Annotated in this window: 17 protein-coding genes; 16 read left to right on the forward strand and 1 reads right to left on the reverse strand. The window is 35.1% G+C overall.

Features of this window, described 5'->3' with window-relative positions:
* Window positions 1-33 precede the first annotated feature (33 nt).
* From BIT28_RS12175 to BIT28_RS12250, 16 genes are all read left to right on the forward strand, one after another.
* Entirely contained in the window at window positions 34-846 is an 813-nt protein-coding gene (locus BIT28_RS12175; protein WP_075764014.1) for an MlaA family lipoprotein, read from the forward strand.
* A gap of 359 nt (window positions 847-1,205) precedes the next feature.
* On the forward strand, window positions 1,206-1,829 hold the full coding sequence (locus tag BIT28_RS12180; RefSeq protein WP_075764016.1) for an acetyltransferase: 624 nt from the start codon (window positions 1,206-1,208) through the stop codon (window positions 1,827-1,829).
* Window positions 1,829-2,869 carry an N-acetylneuraminate synthase gene (neuB, locus tag BIT28_RS12185; protein WP_075764018.1) on the forward strand — a complete coding sequence of 347 codons (1,041 nt, stop codon included), beginning with the start codon at window positions 1,829-1,831 and terminating at the stop codon, window positions 2,867-2,869. Before BIT28_RS12180 ends, neuB begins: the two co-directional genes overlap by 1 nt.
* Window positions 2,870-2,877: 8 nt before the next feature.
* Window positions 2,878-4,134: a cytidylyltransferase domain-containing protein gene (locus BIT28_RS12190; protein ID WP_075764020.1), complete on the forward strand. Its 1,257-nt coding sequence runs from the start codon at window positions 2,878-2,880 to the stop codon at window positions 4,132-4,134.
* Complete coding sequence (gene neuC, locus BIT28_RS12195) at window positions 4,135-5,301, forward strand: UDP-N-acetylglucosamine 2-epimerase (protein ID WP_075764022.1); 1,167 nt, start codon at window positions 4,135-4,137, stop codon at window positions 5,299-5,301.
* Window positions 5,298-6,215 (forward strand): polysaccharide deacetylase family protein, encoded by a 918-nt coding sequence (locus BIT28_RS12200; RefSeq protein ID WP_075764024.1) that lies wholly within the window; start codon window positions 5,298-5,300, stop codon window positions 6,213-6,215. The genes neuC and BIT28_RS12200 overlap by 4 nt, the downstream gene beginning before the upstream one ends.
* Window positions 6,216-6,230: 15 nt before the next feature.
* Window positions 6,231-8,009, forward strand: a complete 1,779-nt coding sequence (locus tag BIT28_RS12205) for an HAD-IIIC family phosphatase (protein ID WP_075764026.1) — start codon at window positions 6,231-6,233, stop codon at window positions 8,007-8,009.
* Complete coding sequence (locus tag BIT28_RS12210) at window positions 7,999-8,232, forward strand: acyl carrier protein (RefSeq protein WP_075764028.1); 234 nt, start codon at window positions 7,999-8,001, stop codon at window positions 8,230-8,232. The genes BIT28_RS12205 and BIT28_RS12210 overlap by 11 nt, the downstream gene beginning before the upstream one ends.
* Window positions 8,226-8,624, forward strand: a complete 399-nt coding sequence (locus BIT28_RS12215) for a VOC family protein (protein WP_075764030.1) — start codon at window positions 8,226-8,228, stop codon at window positions 8,622-8,624. Before BIT28_RS12210 ends, BIT28_RS12215 begins: the two co-directional genes overlap by 7 nt.
* On the forward strand, window positions 8,614-9,570 hold the full coding sequence (locus BIT28_RS12220; protein ID WP_075764032.1) for a GNAT family N-acetyltransferase: 957 nt from the start codon (window positions 8,614-8,616) through the stop codon (window positions 9,568-9,570). Before BIT28_RS12215 ends, BIT28_RS12220 begins: the two co-directional genes overlap by 11 nt.
* Window positions 9,567-10,976 carry a polysialyltransferase family glycosyltransferase gene (locus BIT28_RS12225; RefSeq protein WP_075764034.1) on the forward strand — a complete coding sequence of 470 codons (1,410 nt, stop codon included), beginning with the start codon at window positions 9,567-9,569 and terminating at the stop codon, window positions 10,974-10,976. The genes BIT28_RS12220 and BIT28_RS12225 overlap by 4 nt, the downstream gene beginning before the upstream one ends.
* Before the next feature lie 2 nt (window positions 10,977-10,978).
* Window positions 10,979-11,758 carry an ABC transporter permease gene (locus BIT28_RS12230; RefSeq protein WP_075764036.1) on the forward strand — a complete coding sequence of 260 codons (780 nt, stop codon included), beginning with the start codon at window positions 10,979-10,981 and terminating at the stop codon, window positions 11,756-11,758.
* Complete coding sequence (locus BIT28_RS12235) at window positions 11,758-12,453, forward strand: ABC transporter ATP-binding protein (RefSeq protein ID WP_075764038.1); 696 nt, start codon at window positions 11,758-11,760, stop codon at window positions 12,451-12,453. The genes BIT28_RS12230 and BIT28_RS12235 overlap by 1 nt, the downstream gene beginning before the upstream one ends.
* A 5-nt stretch (window positions 12,454-12,458) precedes the next feature.
* Entirely contained in the window at window positions 12,459-13,523 is a 1,065-nt protein-coding gene (locus BIT28_RS12240; protein ID WP_075764040.1) for a sulfotransferase domain-containing protein, read from the forward strand.
* 4 nt (window positions 13,524-13,527) lie between these two features.
* Complete coding sequence (locus BIT28_RS12245; protein WP_175577519.1) at window positions 13,528-14,493, forward strand: glycosyltransferase family 52; 966 nt, start codon at window positions 13,528-13,530, stop codon at window positions 14,491-14,493.
* Window positions 14,490-14,888, forward strand: coding sequence for an FAD synthase family protein (locus BIT28_RS12250; protein ID WP_075764044.1), 399 nt, complete (start codon window positions 14,490-14,492; stop codon window positions 14,886-14,888). Before BIT28_RS12245 ends, BIT28_RS12250 begins: the two co-directional genes overlap by 4 nt.
* Before the next feature lie 88 nt (window positions 14,889-14,976).
* On the opposite strand, the gene BIT28_RS12255 is transcribed toward BIT28_RS12250, so the two are convergent.
* Window positions 14,977-16,170, reverse strand: coding sequence for a CDP-glycerol glycerophosphotransferase family protein (locus BIT28_RS12255; RefSeq protein WP_075764046.1), 1,194 nt, complete (start codon window positions 16,168-16,170; stop codon window positions 14,977-14,979).
* Between the last annotated feature and the right edge of the window lie 12 nt (window positions 16,171-16,182).

Raw genomic sequence — 16,182 nt, forward strand, 5'->3', positions numbered from 1 at the left:
CAGTCTGCTTTTTTATATCTGTGGAATAATCCCTTGAAAAGAATAACCCTTGTATCACTACTTCTTATTCTGGGTCTTTCGGGCTGTGCCGAGACACCAAACGATGAGTCTGTCAGCTCAGGTGCTGACACCAACGCTGAATATAGCGAGCAGGCAACTGAGTATAATGTCGAAGGTACCTATGATCCGTTCGAAGGCTTCAACCGGGCCATGTGGACACTGAACTACGATTATCTTGATCCGTATGTGGCTCGTCCGGTATCACTGGCTTACGTCGATTATGTGCCTTCGCCAGTGAGAACGGGGATCCGTAATTTTCTGTCTAACCTCGATGAGCCGGCCAATATGGTCAACAGCATTATCATGCTCGATGGTGAGCAAGCTGTTACCCACTTCAACCGTTTTTGGATCAACTCCGTGTTTGGCCTCGCTGGTTTGATTGATATCGCAACAGCGGCAGATATCACTAAACCTAGCGAGCGTGCATTTGGTGATTCAATGGGTTACTACGGTGTCGAAAACGGACCGTACTTTATGGTTCCGCTTTATGGCCCCGTCACACTTCGAGAAGGGGCCGGTGATTATGTAGACGGTCTTTATTTCCCGCTTAACCTACTGACATTCTGGCAGAGCCTGGGCAAATGGGCCTTTGAAGGCATGGAAGATCGCGCAGCACTTGTCTCGCAAGAAAACTTGCTGAAAGACTCGCCAGACCCGTACATCTTTACCCGAGATGCCTACATTCAGAACAAGAACTTCCGTGCCTTAGGCGGCGAAAGCCTGCCTGAAGAACCTGAAGATGATGAGTATCTTGATGAGTTTTTGGATGAGGTGGATGAGTTTTGACACGAACACATATAATTTTATCCCGTCCTAAGCTGTTGGTATTATGAGCTTTTTATCTGGGTGAAAAATCGATAAAACTTATATATAATGCTTGGCTCAGCAAAGATCATTGGTGAATGACGCTATGGGGATGCGTGAACCCTAGGGCGGTAGCGTGCATAAATTACAGGTATATGTAGCACCTTGAATAAAACCATCTATGCACTCATTCATGAATGAGTAATAAAGTTTCTATTAACATATTTAAGCTAAGAATGTATATCGCTAGCATGAATAAGCATTACTACAGCCATTGATTTGTAATAGATTGGTTTATGTTATTGAAATGTTGCATAATAATTATAACGTAGGATGATTTGATGAAAAATCAATTAATTATTATTGGTGCTGGTGGCTTTGCAAAATCAGTAGTTGATAGTATTAATTTTACAACAGAAGAAATAGTCGGGTTTATTGATAGTTATAAACAAGGAGAACATTTAGGCATTCCTATTCTAGGGGCTAGTTTAAATGAAATAGATGATAAAGATAAATATGTTTATTTCATTTCAATTGGTGATCCTAAAGCTAGACTGTTTTGGTACAACGAGTTAGAAAAAAGAAATTTACAGCAGATAAATATAATAGATCCTACAGCAATAGTGTCTAGAACTGTGGAGTTAGGAACAGGTATATATATCGGAAAAATGTGTATTGTTAATAGCGGTACCGTTATTCATGATGGCGCAGTTTTAAATACTCGAACGCTTATTGAGCATGGTAACCAAATTGGTTTTTGCGCAAACATATCTACAAATGTTGTGCTGAATGGCGATGTACAAGTTGGAAAATGTACTTTTGTTGGAAGTTGCACTGTTGTAAATGGTCAACTCAACATTGGAAATGAGTCAATAGTTGGCTCTGGATCAGTAGTAATTCGCGATATTCCGAATAACGTAGTTGTAGCTGGTTCTCCTACAAGATTAATTAGAGATATTGATTAATGGATAAAATATATATTGTTGCCGAAATTGGTTGTAACCACAACGGTGATTTTGACCTAGCCAAGAAAATGGTTGAAAAGGCAAAGGAAGCTGGTGTTGATGCGGTAAAGTTTCAAACATTTAAGGCTGAACAGTTAATTTCAAAGTTTGCCCCAAAAGCTGAATATCAGATAAAAGTAACTGGAAATACTGAAAGCCAGCTTGAGATGACCCGTAAGCTAGAACTACCTTACGATGAGTTTGTTAAACTAGAAGCATATGCTATTGAATTAGGGTTAGACGTATTTTCAACACCATTTGATTTTGATTCTATAGATTTTCTTGCAAGTCAAAATCAGAAAATGTGGAAGATCCCATCAGGTGAGTTGTTGAATCTTCCATATTTGGAAAAAATTGCAAATCTAGATATCGAAGGTAAGGAATTAGTATTATCAACTGGTATGGCTACCGTAGATGAGATTAAAATGTCTCTTGCTGTACTAGAAAAAAACAATGTACCAAAAGATTCAATTACAATTCTTCATTGTAATACTGAATACCCAACGCCATTTGAGGATGTAAATCTAAACTCGATCACAGGACTACAGAAAGAGTTTGGAGATTATAAGATTGGTTTTTCAGATCATTCACCTGGTTATTTTGCGGGGATTGCAGCAGTTCCATATGGAATCACTTTCATCGAAAAACATTTTACACTAGATAAGAATTTTGATGGACCTGACCACAAAGCATCGGTGACACCAGAGGAGTTGACGCTACTTTGTCAGGGTATTAGAGCTGTAGAGAGCTCTTTAGGTTCTCATGAGAAAATAGTAACCAAATCCGAAAAGAAAAATAAAATTGTAGCTCGTAAATCAATCGTTGCTAAAACAGCTATTAAAGCTGGTGAGGTATTTACGATCGACAATATTACAACTAAACGACCAGGAAATGGAATTAGTCCTATGTCCTGGTATGAAGTATTAGGTAAAGTCGCAGAAAAAGATTTTTCTGAAGATGAACTAATAGAACATAGTGAATTTGTAGCTCAAGAGGTTTAACTGAAAGCATGACTCTCAAAAAAATTGCAATCATTCCTGCACGCTCAGGCTCAAAAGGCTTGCCAAATAAAAATATATTAATGTTATTAGATAAGCCTTTGATAGCTTACAGTATTGAAGCGGCAATTGAGTCGGGTGTATTTGAGAGAGTCATTGTTTCCACAGACTCATTGGAATATGCACGAATTTCAGAGCAATATGGTGCAGAAGTTCTAATGAGAAGCCCAGAGTTAGCATCTGACACAGCTTCTTCATATATGGTAATAGAAGATGTATTAAAAAGAACGAATGCTAAGCCAAAAGACTCGTTTGTTCTTTTACAACCGACATCACCATTCAGAACTAGTGCACATATACAGGAAGCTGTGTCATTGTTCGATTCATCAGATGCAAAGTTTTCAGTATCAATGGTTGAAAGTGAGAAAAGTTCTTCGTTGATTAAGCCTCTAAATGAAGGAACGCTCAGCGAATTTGATATTGATTTTAGCAATTACAGGCGACAAGATTCTAAGGAATATACACCAAATGGCGCTATATTCATTGCTGAAAACGAAGCTTACCAAAGAAAGAAACACTTTTTTGGAGCATCAAGTCTGGCCTATGTCATGGGCAAAGAAGACTCAGTAGATATCGATGATGCTCTGGATTTTGAGTTCGCTATTACAATTGCTACAAAGAGAAAGAAAAGCCAAGTGCTTCTTGACTCGATAAAAAATAGAATTGAAACGAAAAAGAAAGATATGACGAGTGAGAAAGACATCACTCTTCTTGGACATTCACTGTTTGATTATTGGAATGTTGAGTTCCTTTCAAACCAGAGCGTCAATAATCTTGGTATTGCCGGTATCAGCACAAAGGAATACTTAGAGCTAATTTTAGAAAAGAAATTGATAAAATGTATAGGCAATAAGGTGGTTCTGTTTGCTGGTACTAATGATGTAGTGATCAATGGCTGGAGAAAAGAAGATACTCTTAAATGGATAAAGCAAAGTATTAAATTAATAAAATTAATAAATAGTAATGCTGAAATTTATCTTTTTGAAGTACCATTGATTAGAGGTCGTATAGACAGAAATAACTCAGTGATTAACGAATTAAATCAATTTTTGATTAGCGAGCTGGAAGGTGATGTTAATTGGATTGGTCTAAATGAACACTTCTCCGACGAGTTTGGGTGTTTACGCTCAGAATATACTTCTGATGGTTTGCACTTTACAGATCTTGCTTATGAAAAATTAACAGCAATAGTTGAAAGGTATGTGTAAATGAAAAAACTACTATGTGTAACTGGTTCTAGAGCAGAATATGGAATCATGCGTAGACTATTGTTGGAATTGAATAAAGACCCAAATATATGTCTTTCGATAGTAGCAACGGGGATGCACTGTGATCCAAAATTTGGAAGCACGTACAAGAATATCGAAGAAGATGGTTTTACAATTGATAAAATGATTCCTATCGATATCGATACATCAACAAATTCTAAAGTACTAAACTCAATGTCTATTTGTCAAAGTGGATTTGGAGAGTATCTAGAGTTTAATAAATTTGATGCAATATTAATTCTTGGCGATCGCTACGAGATTTTTTCTGTTGCCATTGCAGCTGCAATACATAATATTCCCCTGATTCACTTACATGGTGGTGAGAAGACGCTTGGAAATTATGATGAGTTTATTCGCCATGCTATTACGAAAATGAGTAAGTTGCATTTAGCATCAACAGAAGAATATAGACAGAGAATAATTCAGATGGGTGAAGAACCTAGCTCTGTTTATAATATCGGCGCACTAGGTGCCGAGAATGCAGCAATTCTTGATTTACCAAATACAACACAACTAGAGAAGAAATTCGGTTCGTTCGTTAAACCGTATTTCATGGTTGTATTTCACCCAGAAACACTAACAAATGTAAGTTTGGAATCACAGGTTAAAGAAGTTCTGGCTGCAATATCCGAGTATATGCCTGAGTATGACTTTGTATTTATCGGTTCTAACTCCGATACAGGTTCGGATAAAATTACAGAATTAGTTTCAAAGTATTGTCATGATAATAATCTTCGCTATATGACTTCTGTATCTTCAGAAGAGTACTTAGCATTAAATAAGTATTCATGTGGACTAATTGGCAATTCTTCTTCTGGACTTATCGAAATTCCTACTCTAGGTGTTGCAACTGTCAACATTGGTGACAGGCAAAAAGGAAGAGTAAGAGGTAATTCTGTCTTTGATACACCTTGTGATAAGAATTCTATAATCGAAGCTATAGAGAGTAGCCTAAAGCTAGAGTCATCGAATATTAACAATCCTTATTATCAAAAAGGCGTTCTTGATGAAGCATTAGTGCGAATTAGTGAATTTTTAAATAGTAAATTAATTACTCTTCCGAAAGACTTTTTTGATATCAATTCAAACGCCACGGAGGGGTTATGAATCCAATAATGTTCCATTACTTTCATGATGATGGTGAAAATTATCGTAATACTCAAGGAGCGTTAACCTCAACTGAACTTGAGCGAATTATTAATCATAAAGATATAACAGTTCTTGATGTTGATGAGTGGCACGCTAAACTGGAAAATGGCACCTTAAAAGATGATGAAACTTGTTTTACGTTCGATGATGGCATTCGTGAACAATTAGACATCGCTTTGCCTGTTTTAGATAAATATAATATTAAAGCCAATTTTAATATATGCTCCTTTCAATTCCTTAAAGAAAAAGATAACTTTGAAATCTATCGATACTTTAAGAATTATTATTTTGATGATATTGAAAGTTATTATAAAGAATATTTTTCACATTGTAAGTCGATGCTTGCCGAATACTATGACGAAATTAATGAGAATGTTGACTTTTCAACCTATCTTGAAAAATCTACTTTTTATACGTATAATGACCGAAAGTTTAGATATTTCCGTGATGAAATATTAAAAAAAGATCATTTCAAAATTCTTGATCGAATGATCGAAAAAGAGAAAATTGATCCTGAAATCGTGCATAGTAAATTATGGATTTCACCAGAAGAGCTTAAGATAATAAGTGATAGCGGTCATACAATAGGGCTACATACACACGAGCATCCAACTGATTTGTGTTCTTGGGAATATGAAGCACAGCTCAACAGCTTAAAGAAAAATAAAGAAATTCTTGAAGGTATAATTGATAAGGAAATTATACATTGTGCTTACCCTTGTGGTAAGAAAAACAAAGATACTTACAAAGTCATGAGTGAGTTAAATATTGAATATGCTTATGCTGCTCACGACTTTGAATTTGAACAAGATGGTTTAAATATCCCTCGATGTGATAGCACTAATGTTGCTAAACATTTTGACATTAAATAATTGGAGCAGATAATTGTGAAAGAGTTTTTCTTAGAACCATTAAATAATGTCGAAATATTAAGAAATAAGAATAAAATAAAGTCATCTTTACAGCCTATCGCGAAGAAAAAAATACGCTTATTGGTTCTTAGTGGCTCAACTGTTGGTGAGCTTAAAGAATATATTCAATTATTCCTGCTGAACCAGGGGATAGATGCTGAAGTAATCGAAGGATCTTATAACTCATATTATGAAGAAGTTATGTTTAGCGATCTTATCGAAACAGTATCTCCTGACTGGGTATACATTCACACTACAAACAAAAATATCCTTAAGTGGCCACAGAATAGTCAATGTGAACAAGAGGTTGACGAACTGTTTGAGCGTGAAGTAAGTAGAATAAGTGACATTTTAACTAAGCTTGATAACTTAAAAATCAATACAATAGTTAATAATTTTGAGCTGCCTCATTACAGAAATATGGGTAACTATGACTTCACGTCTAAGTATGGTTATGTCAATTTTGTAAATCGAATCAATAACAGCTTAGCAGAACTAGTTTCGACTAAACCAAATATCTATATTAACGATATAATGTATTTGTCTTCGGATATTGGTTTGAGTAAGTGGTTCGATGATTCATATTGGTTTGCATTTAAATATGCAATTGCACCAACAGCGCTACCAACTGTCGCCAAGTCAATAACTAATATTGTTAAATCAGTAGCAGGCCATAGCAAAAAGACGCTTGTCTGTGATTTGGATAATACGTTGTGGGGTGGTGTAATAGGAGATGATGGACCTGAAGGCGTACTCGTTGGGCAGGGTAATCCTAAGGCCGAATCATTTTTGGAATTACAAAACTATATTCTTCAGCTGAAATCTCGAGGTATAGTTTTAGCCATCAACTCAAAAAATGAAAAGAAACTTGCTGAAGAGGGGATTGCTAAATCTAGCGGCTCATTGTCATGCGATGATTTTGCTAGTTTCGTAGCAAACTGGGAACCTAAATCACAAAACATACAGCGAATTGAAACTGAATTGAATCTATTTCAAGATAGCTTTGTATTTATTGATGATAATCCAGCAGAGATAAAACAAGTCAGTGAGTTTTGCCCTTCAGTTACGTGCGTAACATACTCAAAATCACCTTATGAGTTAATTAAGCAACTTGATAAAGAAGGTTATTTTGAGGTCAGCCGATTATCTGCAGAGGATAAAAAACGAGCAGAATATTATAAGAAAAATAAGCTAGTTAATGAAATAAAAAACAATGCAAAAAATTTCGATGACTATCTTAAGTCTCTTGAAATGAAAACAACAATCGTTGGTATTTCGGAGAAGAATAGAGAGCGCGTTGTTCAACTTGTTAATAAAACAAATCAATTCAATCCAAACACATCACGTGTTACGGATGCAGATTTTGATATTAAATATGCAAACAACAGTAGCTCTTTAAACTTGGTAGCTGATTTAGAAGATATCTACGGTAATAATGGAATAGTGTCGACGTTGCTTTCTACTGTTTGCGGTGAAACTGTTGATATTGATATCTGGGTAATGAGCTGCAGAGTGTTTAATAGAGAACTTGAGTTTGCACTATTTGATACATTTGTTAATGTATGTAAATCAAGATCAATCACTACAATTTATTCTAGCTATACAGAATCACCTAAAAATGCATACGTGGCTAATTTGTATGAAAAGCTAGGATTTAAAATTATCGAACAAACATCTAACAGTAAGCAATATCGGTTAGATGTTAGTGAATATGTAAATAAGAGTAAAAATATCGGGGTAACCTATGAGTTCTGAACAGTCTGTAATTAAAATCGTATCTGAAATTCTAGAAATTGATAGCAATGATCTCACAATTGATACAACAATCGATGATATCGCGGTATGGGATTCAATGGCAACGGTTAATATAATGACTGTGGTATGTCAGGAGTTTGGTATTGTCCCGTCTTTTGATGACTTTGAGCACTTTACTTCTATCAACGGAATTGTTTCATTCATGGGTAAAGTAGCGTGCTAAAATTTCACCATGTCGGTATAGCTTGTAAAGATATTGATAAAAGTGCTTCTCAGTATAGGAAGCACTTTAAGGAATCTATCTTTTCCGAATCAGGTAATGTATATGACCCAGAGCAAGATGCAACCTTAAAATTGTTCACTCTCGCTGATGGTGCTAGCGTTGAATTCATAGCTGGAAAAATGGTAGAGGGGTTGGTCAAGAAGAACCGAGATCTTTATCATGTATGCTATGAAAGTAATAATTTTGATGTAGATACTCAATCTTTAATTCAAGATGGTGCTATTCCTATATCAAAACCAAAACCAGCGGTTTTGTTTGATGGAAGGGTTGTTCAGTTTTTCATGACAAGCTATGGGATGGTTGAAATACTGGAGAGTGCCAGTGAATATTGATTTAGCAAGTACTAGTGACATAAATGCTATTAGGAGCTTTATAAAGGATAATTGGGCTCCCAACCATATTTTTGCTCGCGATGCTGATTTTTTTGAATATGAGATGACTGATGAGGGAACCGTTAATTTTGTTGTGGCTAAAAATGAGTTACAACAAATATGCGGTCTAGTTGGTTTTACAAAAAGCAAAAAACAAATTAATGAAGCTAACTTGTTTCTCGTAATCTTATGTGTACTTCCTGAGTATGCAAAGCAAGGCTTAAGCTTCAAACTCATTAATAAATGTATTGAATTGACCTCTGGCTCAGTAAATACCGTAGGAGCAGCACCAAGTGTGCTGCCTCTTTATAAGTTACTAGGATTCCAAACCGGTTATCTCAAGCATTACTTTTGGTTAAATCCAGAGCTAAATAGCTTTGAACTGTGCCAGCCTGGTGAGAAGCAGTTTGTGCAGGTTCAGGACACGGGTGAGTTTGTTCAGGTTTCAAATGTACTAGAGGAAGAATTCTGTTCGCTTTCAACTGAGCGAAGAGATTACGAAACATTTGTTAAAAGGTATCTTGAACATCCAACGTATGAATACCTTCTTTATTTGTCTAAATCAAAAGACGGGCTAATAGTTGCAAGAGAGGTTAGTCAAGGTCAGGCTAAGGCTCTTAAAGTAATAGATTATTTTGGTGATAACGCTAAGCTAACAGGTGCGTTAATTAAATTAACCAGTGTAGCCGTTGGCCAAAAGTATGAGTTCATTGACTTATATGTTAAAGGAACTGAGGACACTGATGTTCAAAACGCTGGTTTTGACATTATCGATACGAATGGTGACGTAGTTATTCCGAATTATTTTAGCCCATTTGTTATGAAGAACATCCAACTAACTTATGCTACAAGAGACGAAAGCTTAATATTAATGCGTGGTGACGGAGATCAGGACAGACCATCATGAGTAAACAGAATATTATAATTTATACGACTGGTGGCTTTTGTGATGTAATGGCGTGCTCAGCGCTGTTTACTAATGGTGATTTGACCGACGATTGTAATTTGATCTTCGTAGTCAACAGTGTTGATAGAAACGTTAGCTTTTTAGAAAAAACAAAAGCTAACATTAAGCGCCTAACTGATAATGATAATGTAAAGATAGAAAATGTCTATGACTACTGTCATGACGATGATATCAAGACTTTAGATAGTGATCTTATCAAATCTAGTTTTAAAGATGTGAGTAAAGTATATCTTTATGCTGAGTCAAGCGGTTTGCGTATTGATGCTTTCTTCAGAGCATTTAAAGATGCGGAATATATTGTTTACGAAGAAGGAATGCTAGGTTATTGCGCCGACATTTTTCATAACTCTGAACTTGGTGGCCTTAAGTTAATTAGCAAGTATTATTCTACACGCTACTTTGACAAGCTATCACCTCAAAGTCTGAGACAAGTTCCGTTCAATGTTTGTAGTTATGATCGGCAAGCGATTAAGTTAGCTTTCTCTAAAATTGATGACGTATCACCTGGTTCAATAAACCAACAAGATAACATCTCTGTTATGGTTGTATCTGCTCCACTATGGAGGATGGGACCTTTAAGTTATTCTGATGTTTTAGTTGAGCATCTAAATGTAATAACATCTCTTCTAAGTACTGGTGCTACGGTATACTTCAAAGATCATCCGCGTCCTGAAGCTAAGCTTTATTCACAGATTCGTAGTTTGCTTGATGATAATGACAGAGAAAATTTTATCGACGTAAGTGATGTCGCAATGCTTGCTGAGACTATAGTTGATGTTTTATCTCCAGATGCTGTGGTCGGGTTTGGCAGTACTGTTTTGTTCAACTCTCCTCACTTTTACGGTGTACCAGCATTCAGAACATCAACTGAATTTGTTGCTTATTCTCTTGGGGCTCGACGTCAACATGTCCTGAATTGTGCGTTGAAATGTCAATATCTACCTCATATTGATGAGTTACTTGAAGTTCTTCACACTGATTGTGACAATAAAAAGGATATGGTTAAGCATACGTTTGACCAGTTTATTGAACAAACTGAAGAATCATTAGACAATCAAGCCATTAATAATGTCTATGAAGGCATGTTTGTTAAAAATATTCCTGTTAGTAATGATCTAAAACTGATTCGTAATATCCTTTATAAAGGAGAATTACCAACAGCAAAGGCAAGCTTCTTAAGTCAGCTATATAGAACCGGTTACCTTAGAAAGCTAAAGATACAGTTAGAAAATATCTTTCAAGTTAAGATCATGAAGCAAGATACATTCAAAGATATTAAGAAGAAGCTTGATAGTAATGATAAAACAATTGAGCATCTTATAAATGTAATAAGCAAGAGCGATTAAACATGAGTGTTTTGTTTGTCGATTATATTAAAACCTTAAAGATTTCTTATTATAAAGCTGTCCTTAATATTAAATCCGAGGTTAGTGATAATAAAATGTCCTATGCATGGCTCATTCTTGAGCCTGCTTTGTTTATGGGTATATATTATGTTGTATTTGGTTTATTACTAAACCACGGTACAGATAATTTTCTAGAATACCTTCTTGTGGGACTTGTACCTTGGTTATGGTTTTCAAGGAGTGTCACAAAGACTAGTGGTGCATTAGTTTCTGCACGTAATACAATCAGTCAAGTTAAAGTATCTAAAATCTACTTTGTCTATTCTCTTGTTTTGCAAGAGACGATCAAGCAAGCCTTAGTGATTGCTGTTCTTGCTGTATTTATTGATACTTATTTAGGAGGGGATGTAAACTATCTTCTTTTAACCTTGGTTATTCCACTGAATTTTATCTTTAATGTTTCAGTAGCATTAACTGTATCTTTTCTAGTTGCCTTTGTTAGAGATATTAAACTATTAATACCTAGTGCGATGCGAATTCTTATGTATGGAAGTGCTGTGGTATATTCTCTTGACAAAATACCAGAGAAATTTCATATTCTGTTCAGTATTAATCCTGTCTATAATGTTATTGATTTATATAGAGTGTCGATATTAGGTTCTCCAAGTGATTATGTAGCAGAGATTACTTTTTTGACTATTTTTTCATTTAGTCTCTATATCATTTCTCATTTGTTTTATATATTGTTTGATGAAAAGATAACCAGAGAAGTTTTGATGTAATGAAAGAGATTATTAAACTTACTAATGTTGGCTTGTCTTATAAACTTAAAAATAAAGTAAATGGAAAAAAGCATCATAACCCTATAAAAGATATAGGTTTTACTCTATATGAAGGCGAGACGTTAGGTGTTCTAGGTAAGAATGGTACAGGGAAAAGTTCTCTTCTCAAATTGCTCTCAGGTGTTTTAAAGCCTAACAAAGGAAAGATTGAGTTCAGAAAAGGTATATCTATTCGTATGCTTTCGTTGCAACTGGGCTTTGACCAGAATTTGAGCGGGTATGATAATATTCTTCTTTCTTCAATGTTATCCGGCTTTTCTCTGCGTGAAACCAAGTCGATGATACAAGATATCATTGAGTACTCTGAATTAGGCGATTTTATCTACCAACCAGTAAAATCCTACTCGAGTGGCATGAAGTCAAAGTTAGGTTTTTCCATTTCGGTAAATATATCACCTGATGTATTGCTTATTGATGAAGCGTTGAGTGTAGGCGATTTAGCTTTTAAGAAAAAGGCAGAAGCGACAATCGTCGAAAAAGTCACTGGTGATCAAACAGTAGTTTTTGTTAGCCACTCTTTAGCTCAGGTTAAGCGTCTGTGCGACAGAGTGTTATGGATGGATGATGGTATAATACGAATGATAGGGACGCCAGAAGAAGTAATCCCAGAATATGAAAAACACTTCGGGAAATAATTATTATGGAAAAATTAAGAAAAGTTATTCGATCTAAACTCCTAAGCGGTGTTGATTCTCGCATTAAGAAGTTGGACATGCAACTAGTGTCCTTAGCATGCAAGAACGATGCGTTAACATCCAAGAACGATGCGTTAACATCCAAGAGCGATGCATTAGAGACTCAAATTAAATCAATAGTCCCCCGTGTTGATAAGCTTACAAAAGCGGTTGATGCGGAAAAAAAACTTAGAATCGAAAGTAACCGCTCATTAATTTCAAAATCAATACCTAACAGTATCTTTGTTTGTACGATTCCTAAATCAGGAACAACTTATACAATTAATTTTTTAGCAAATTATATTGTGAACCTAAATAAAGAGCTAACTGAGAAAGTTAGATTTGATGAGCTTGTACAAAATGGTGTTTTTCATACTGTAGATACACCATTATTGATGAAAAATATCGATGATATCAGTCAATATAGTAAATCAATTAGCTCAATTTCTTCTAGTAATAATGCAATCTCGCGTAATTGTAGTTTCGAACATATTATTGGTACTCATAAATACCATGAAAGCTATAACTTTAATAAGGCAATATTCCTATATCGAAATCCATTAGACTTTTTAGTTTCGATATACAACTTCGAGTATGTGAAAAAAGGTATAGATAAGCCTTTCTCCGAGTGTGTCAAAGAAAAACTTGCTGGTAGCGAATACTCTTTTGTAGAACGGTACATGCGTCAGTCTGAGCTATGTTCTAAATATGGAGCATTACATGTATCTTACGAAAGTATTATGAAAGATCCCAAATCTGCTTTTACTTCGATACTTGATTATTTGGCCATTCCAGTTGTAAATGAAACTCTTGAGTTAGCACTGGAGTATTCCTCTATTGATAGCGTCAAAGAACAGGAAAAGTCATCTGGAAAAATCTTGCTTGGTTCTGAAAGAGGTTTAAAAGGCTCTTTTATAACGTCAGGTAAAATTGGTCAGTGGAAGGATTATTACGATGATGCGCTTTTAGATTATGTGAGATCAACTTTAGCATCGTACGGATTAGACCTCGACGATTTTATTTATGAATAATATAATGAAATCGTCCTTGGCTCTTTGTAGAACAAAATTACAAGTATTTACATTGAGCCTTATCCTTGCAAGAAAAAAAGAAGAAACTGTCGAGATTTACTACTTCGACGACTCCTATAAAAGTGATACTTTGGATTTTCTTAACCGAATTTGTAAATCCAAAGGATATCAATTTAAGTATTTCGTTAAAAAAAATACATTTTCGGATTTGTCTTTCATTTATAGAGAGTTTCGAAATAAAGAATACAGTAATTTATACATTGCTAGTTTATGTAATGGGTATATATCATTAGCAACTGGATTGATTAACTTTGTTAACCTTATAACATTTGATGATGGCGCAGCAAACTTAGAGAAAAGTTCTTTTGTATATCAGCAAAGAGAGAGCTTAAAGAGGAGCTTATTTTTTTCCTTATTTAGGTCTGGCTATTCATTAAGTGATATTGTAAGCAAATCTTCTGAACATTATAACATATTTGAAGCATCGCTTTACCCATATAAAGGGTACTTCAGTAAAGAGATCAACATAAGTGACGTATTTCAAAGCTCAGTACAGCTAGACTTGAACGAAGAGTTTTCACATTTGTTTTTATCTCCATGCTATGAAGAGCTCTTCGAAGATCCTGAACAAGGCTACTGTAACGTAAGAGATTTTCTAAAGTTACAACTATCCACTTCTGACAAAGTGGGATATATTCAGCATCCTAGGAGTTCATATCCAACCCCTGATTTGCCTGGTCTTGTTGATTTGACGAGTAACTATATTGCCGAGGAAATCATCGCAGACTTAGCTGTAGGTCCTTGTTCATTAAGTCTGATTGGCTTCGGTAATACTACACAAGCTTTTTATATTAATAGCAACAAGATACAAAACGTATTGCTTACATCGAATAATATGAAGAAGCAGTACATTAACCATTTCTTTAACAAGTCTAGCAATATAACTTATTTTACTTTGGATGGTTTATGAAGAAAAATTTGGTTATAACATTTGGAACATTTGACGTGTTTCATATTGGGCATATCAATATTCTTGAAAGGTGTGCATCTTTAGGTGATCGGCTCATTGTAGGTGTTTCTAGTGATCAGCTTAATTTTGAGAAGAAGAACCGAGCTCCTATTTATACACAGGAAGACAGGTTAAAGATAGTAAGTTCCCTTAAGTTTGTTGACGAGGTTTTCATAGAACACTCACTTGATCTAAAGCGAGATTATATCGAGTATTTTAAGGCTGATATTCTAGCGATGGGTAATGATTGGGAGGGTAAATTTGACGAATTTAAAGATATTTGTGATGTGGTTTACTTCCCACGGACACCATCTATATCAACAACAGAAATTATTGAGATAGCAAAGAATTTCTAGCTGAACACTTACTATATACTATACGTTCTATAAATTTGTATGAGTCTTGCCTCTGCTTTAAAGCAGAGGCTATATAAACTTCTATCTATTATCTTGTTAGTCTAATCCTATTTAACTCTCTCGATATAAATTTATCTATAATTTGAGATGCCGGCATAGTGTTAAGTTTTGATGCCCGCTCCTTTGGTTTATTTTCTTCTCCTACCTTGAAAAGCCCTTCTAAACTGTTCACTTCATCTCCCCACGTAACCTGTTTATAGTCAAATGAGAACCCAACCGATTTCTCGTACAATTTAATATCATACGGTATAAAGCCAACTGGTTTCCCAAGCATTGCAAAATCACAGTATATGCTTGAATAATCAGTTAATAGTACATCGAATTGGTCCAGGTATTCAGTGATGTCTTCTGCTTGGTTGCTATCAAGGTTTATTATACGGCTATTGAGGTAAGGGGTGATATCTCCCTCAAACTTAGGGTGTAGACGGATGAATATTACTATATCATTCTCAACTAATTTCTTTTCAACGGTTTCTGGCGAATAGTCTCCAAATGGAAATAGTTTTACATCTTCATATGGGCGCCATGTTGGGCTATATAGAAACAATCTGGTTTTGTTACTGTATCTATATTGGTTTATGAAATTAGATTGGCATGTCTGCATTGATTCTAATCGTGGTTGTGGCAAAACGATTATTTGATTTTGAGCAACTCCAAATGCTTGCCCTATATATTTAGAAAAATAGTCAGATGGACTTAAATAATAAGATATATTGGTTGTCATCAATTTGTAGTAAGCTCGTTTAAGCCAACTCGCGGAACCATCCATTAAACCTATATTTTTAATTGGTGTGCCGTGGCCCAATTGGAGAACAAATCGGTTTTTGTTAAGGAAGCAACCACCTACAGGTGGATCCATGGTACTCATGATCCAGCATGCAGCGTTTAGAATATAGCACTTATCTTTAATACCTTTGCTAGATATGAAGTAATCACCATATTTTTCAGTTAATTTTACTTGCTTTTCTATGTCATTTATTACGAACTTTACTTCGTAACCTTGTTCTTCAAGATTTTTTTTATGGTTTAAAAACAGGTATTTAGAGTTAAATGTAAAATCTGTATTTACTGTAGAATTAAAGATTATACGTTTTTTTCTTTTTAAAAAGAGGAAAATTAAAGAAAGAAAAAAACCTGAGCTAGCATCTAGAAGCCTTTGTACTAGAAATTTATTTTTGTTATTTATTTTAATCATTGCTATAAACCAACCAAAGTAATTCATGTATAGTACCAT

Source organism: Photobacterium proteolyticum, assembly GCF_001939735.1.
Lineage (GTDB): Bacteria > Pseudomonadota > Gammaproteobacteria > Enterobacterales > Vibrionaceae > Photobacterium > Photobacterium proteolyticum.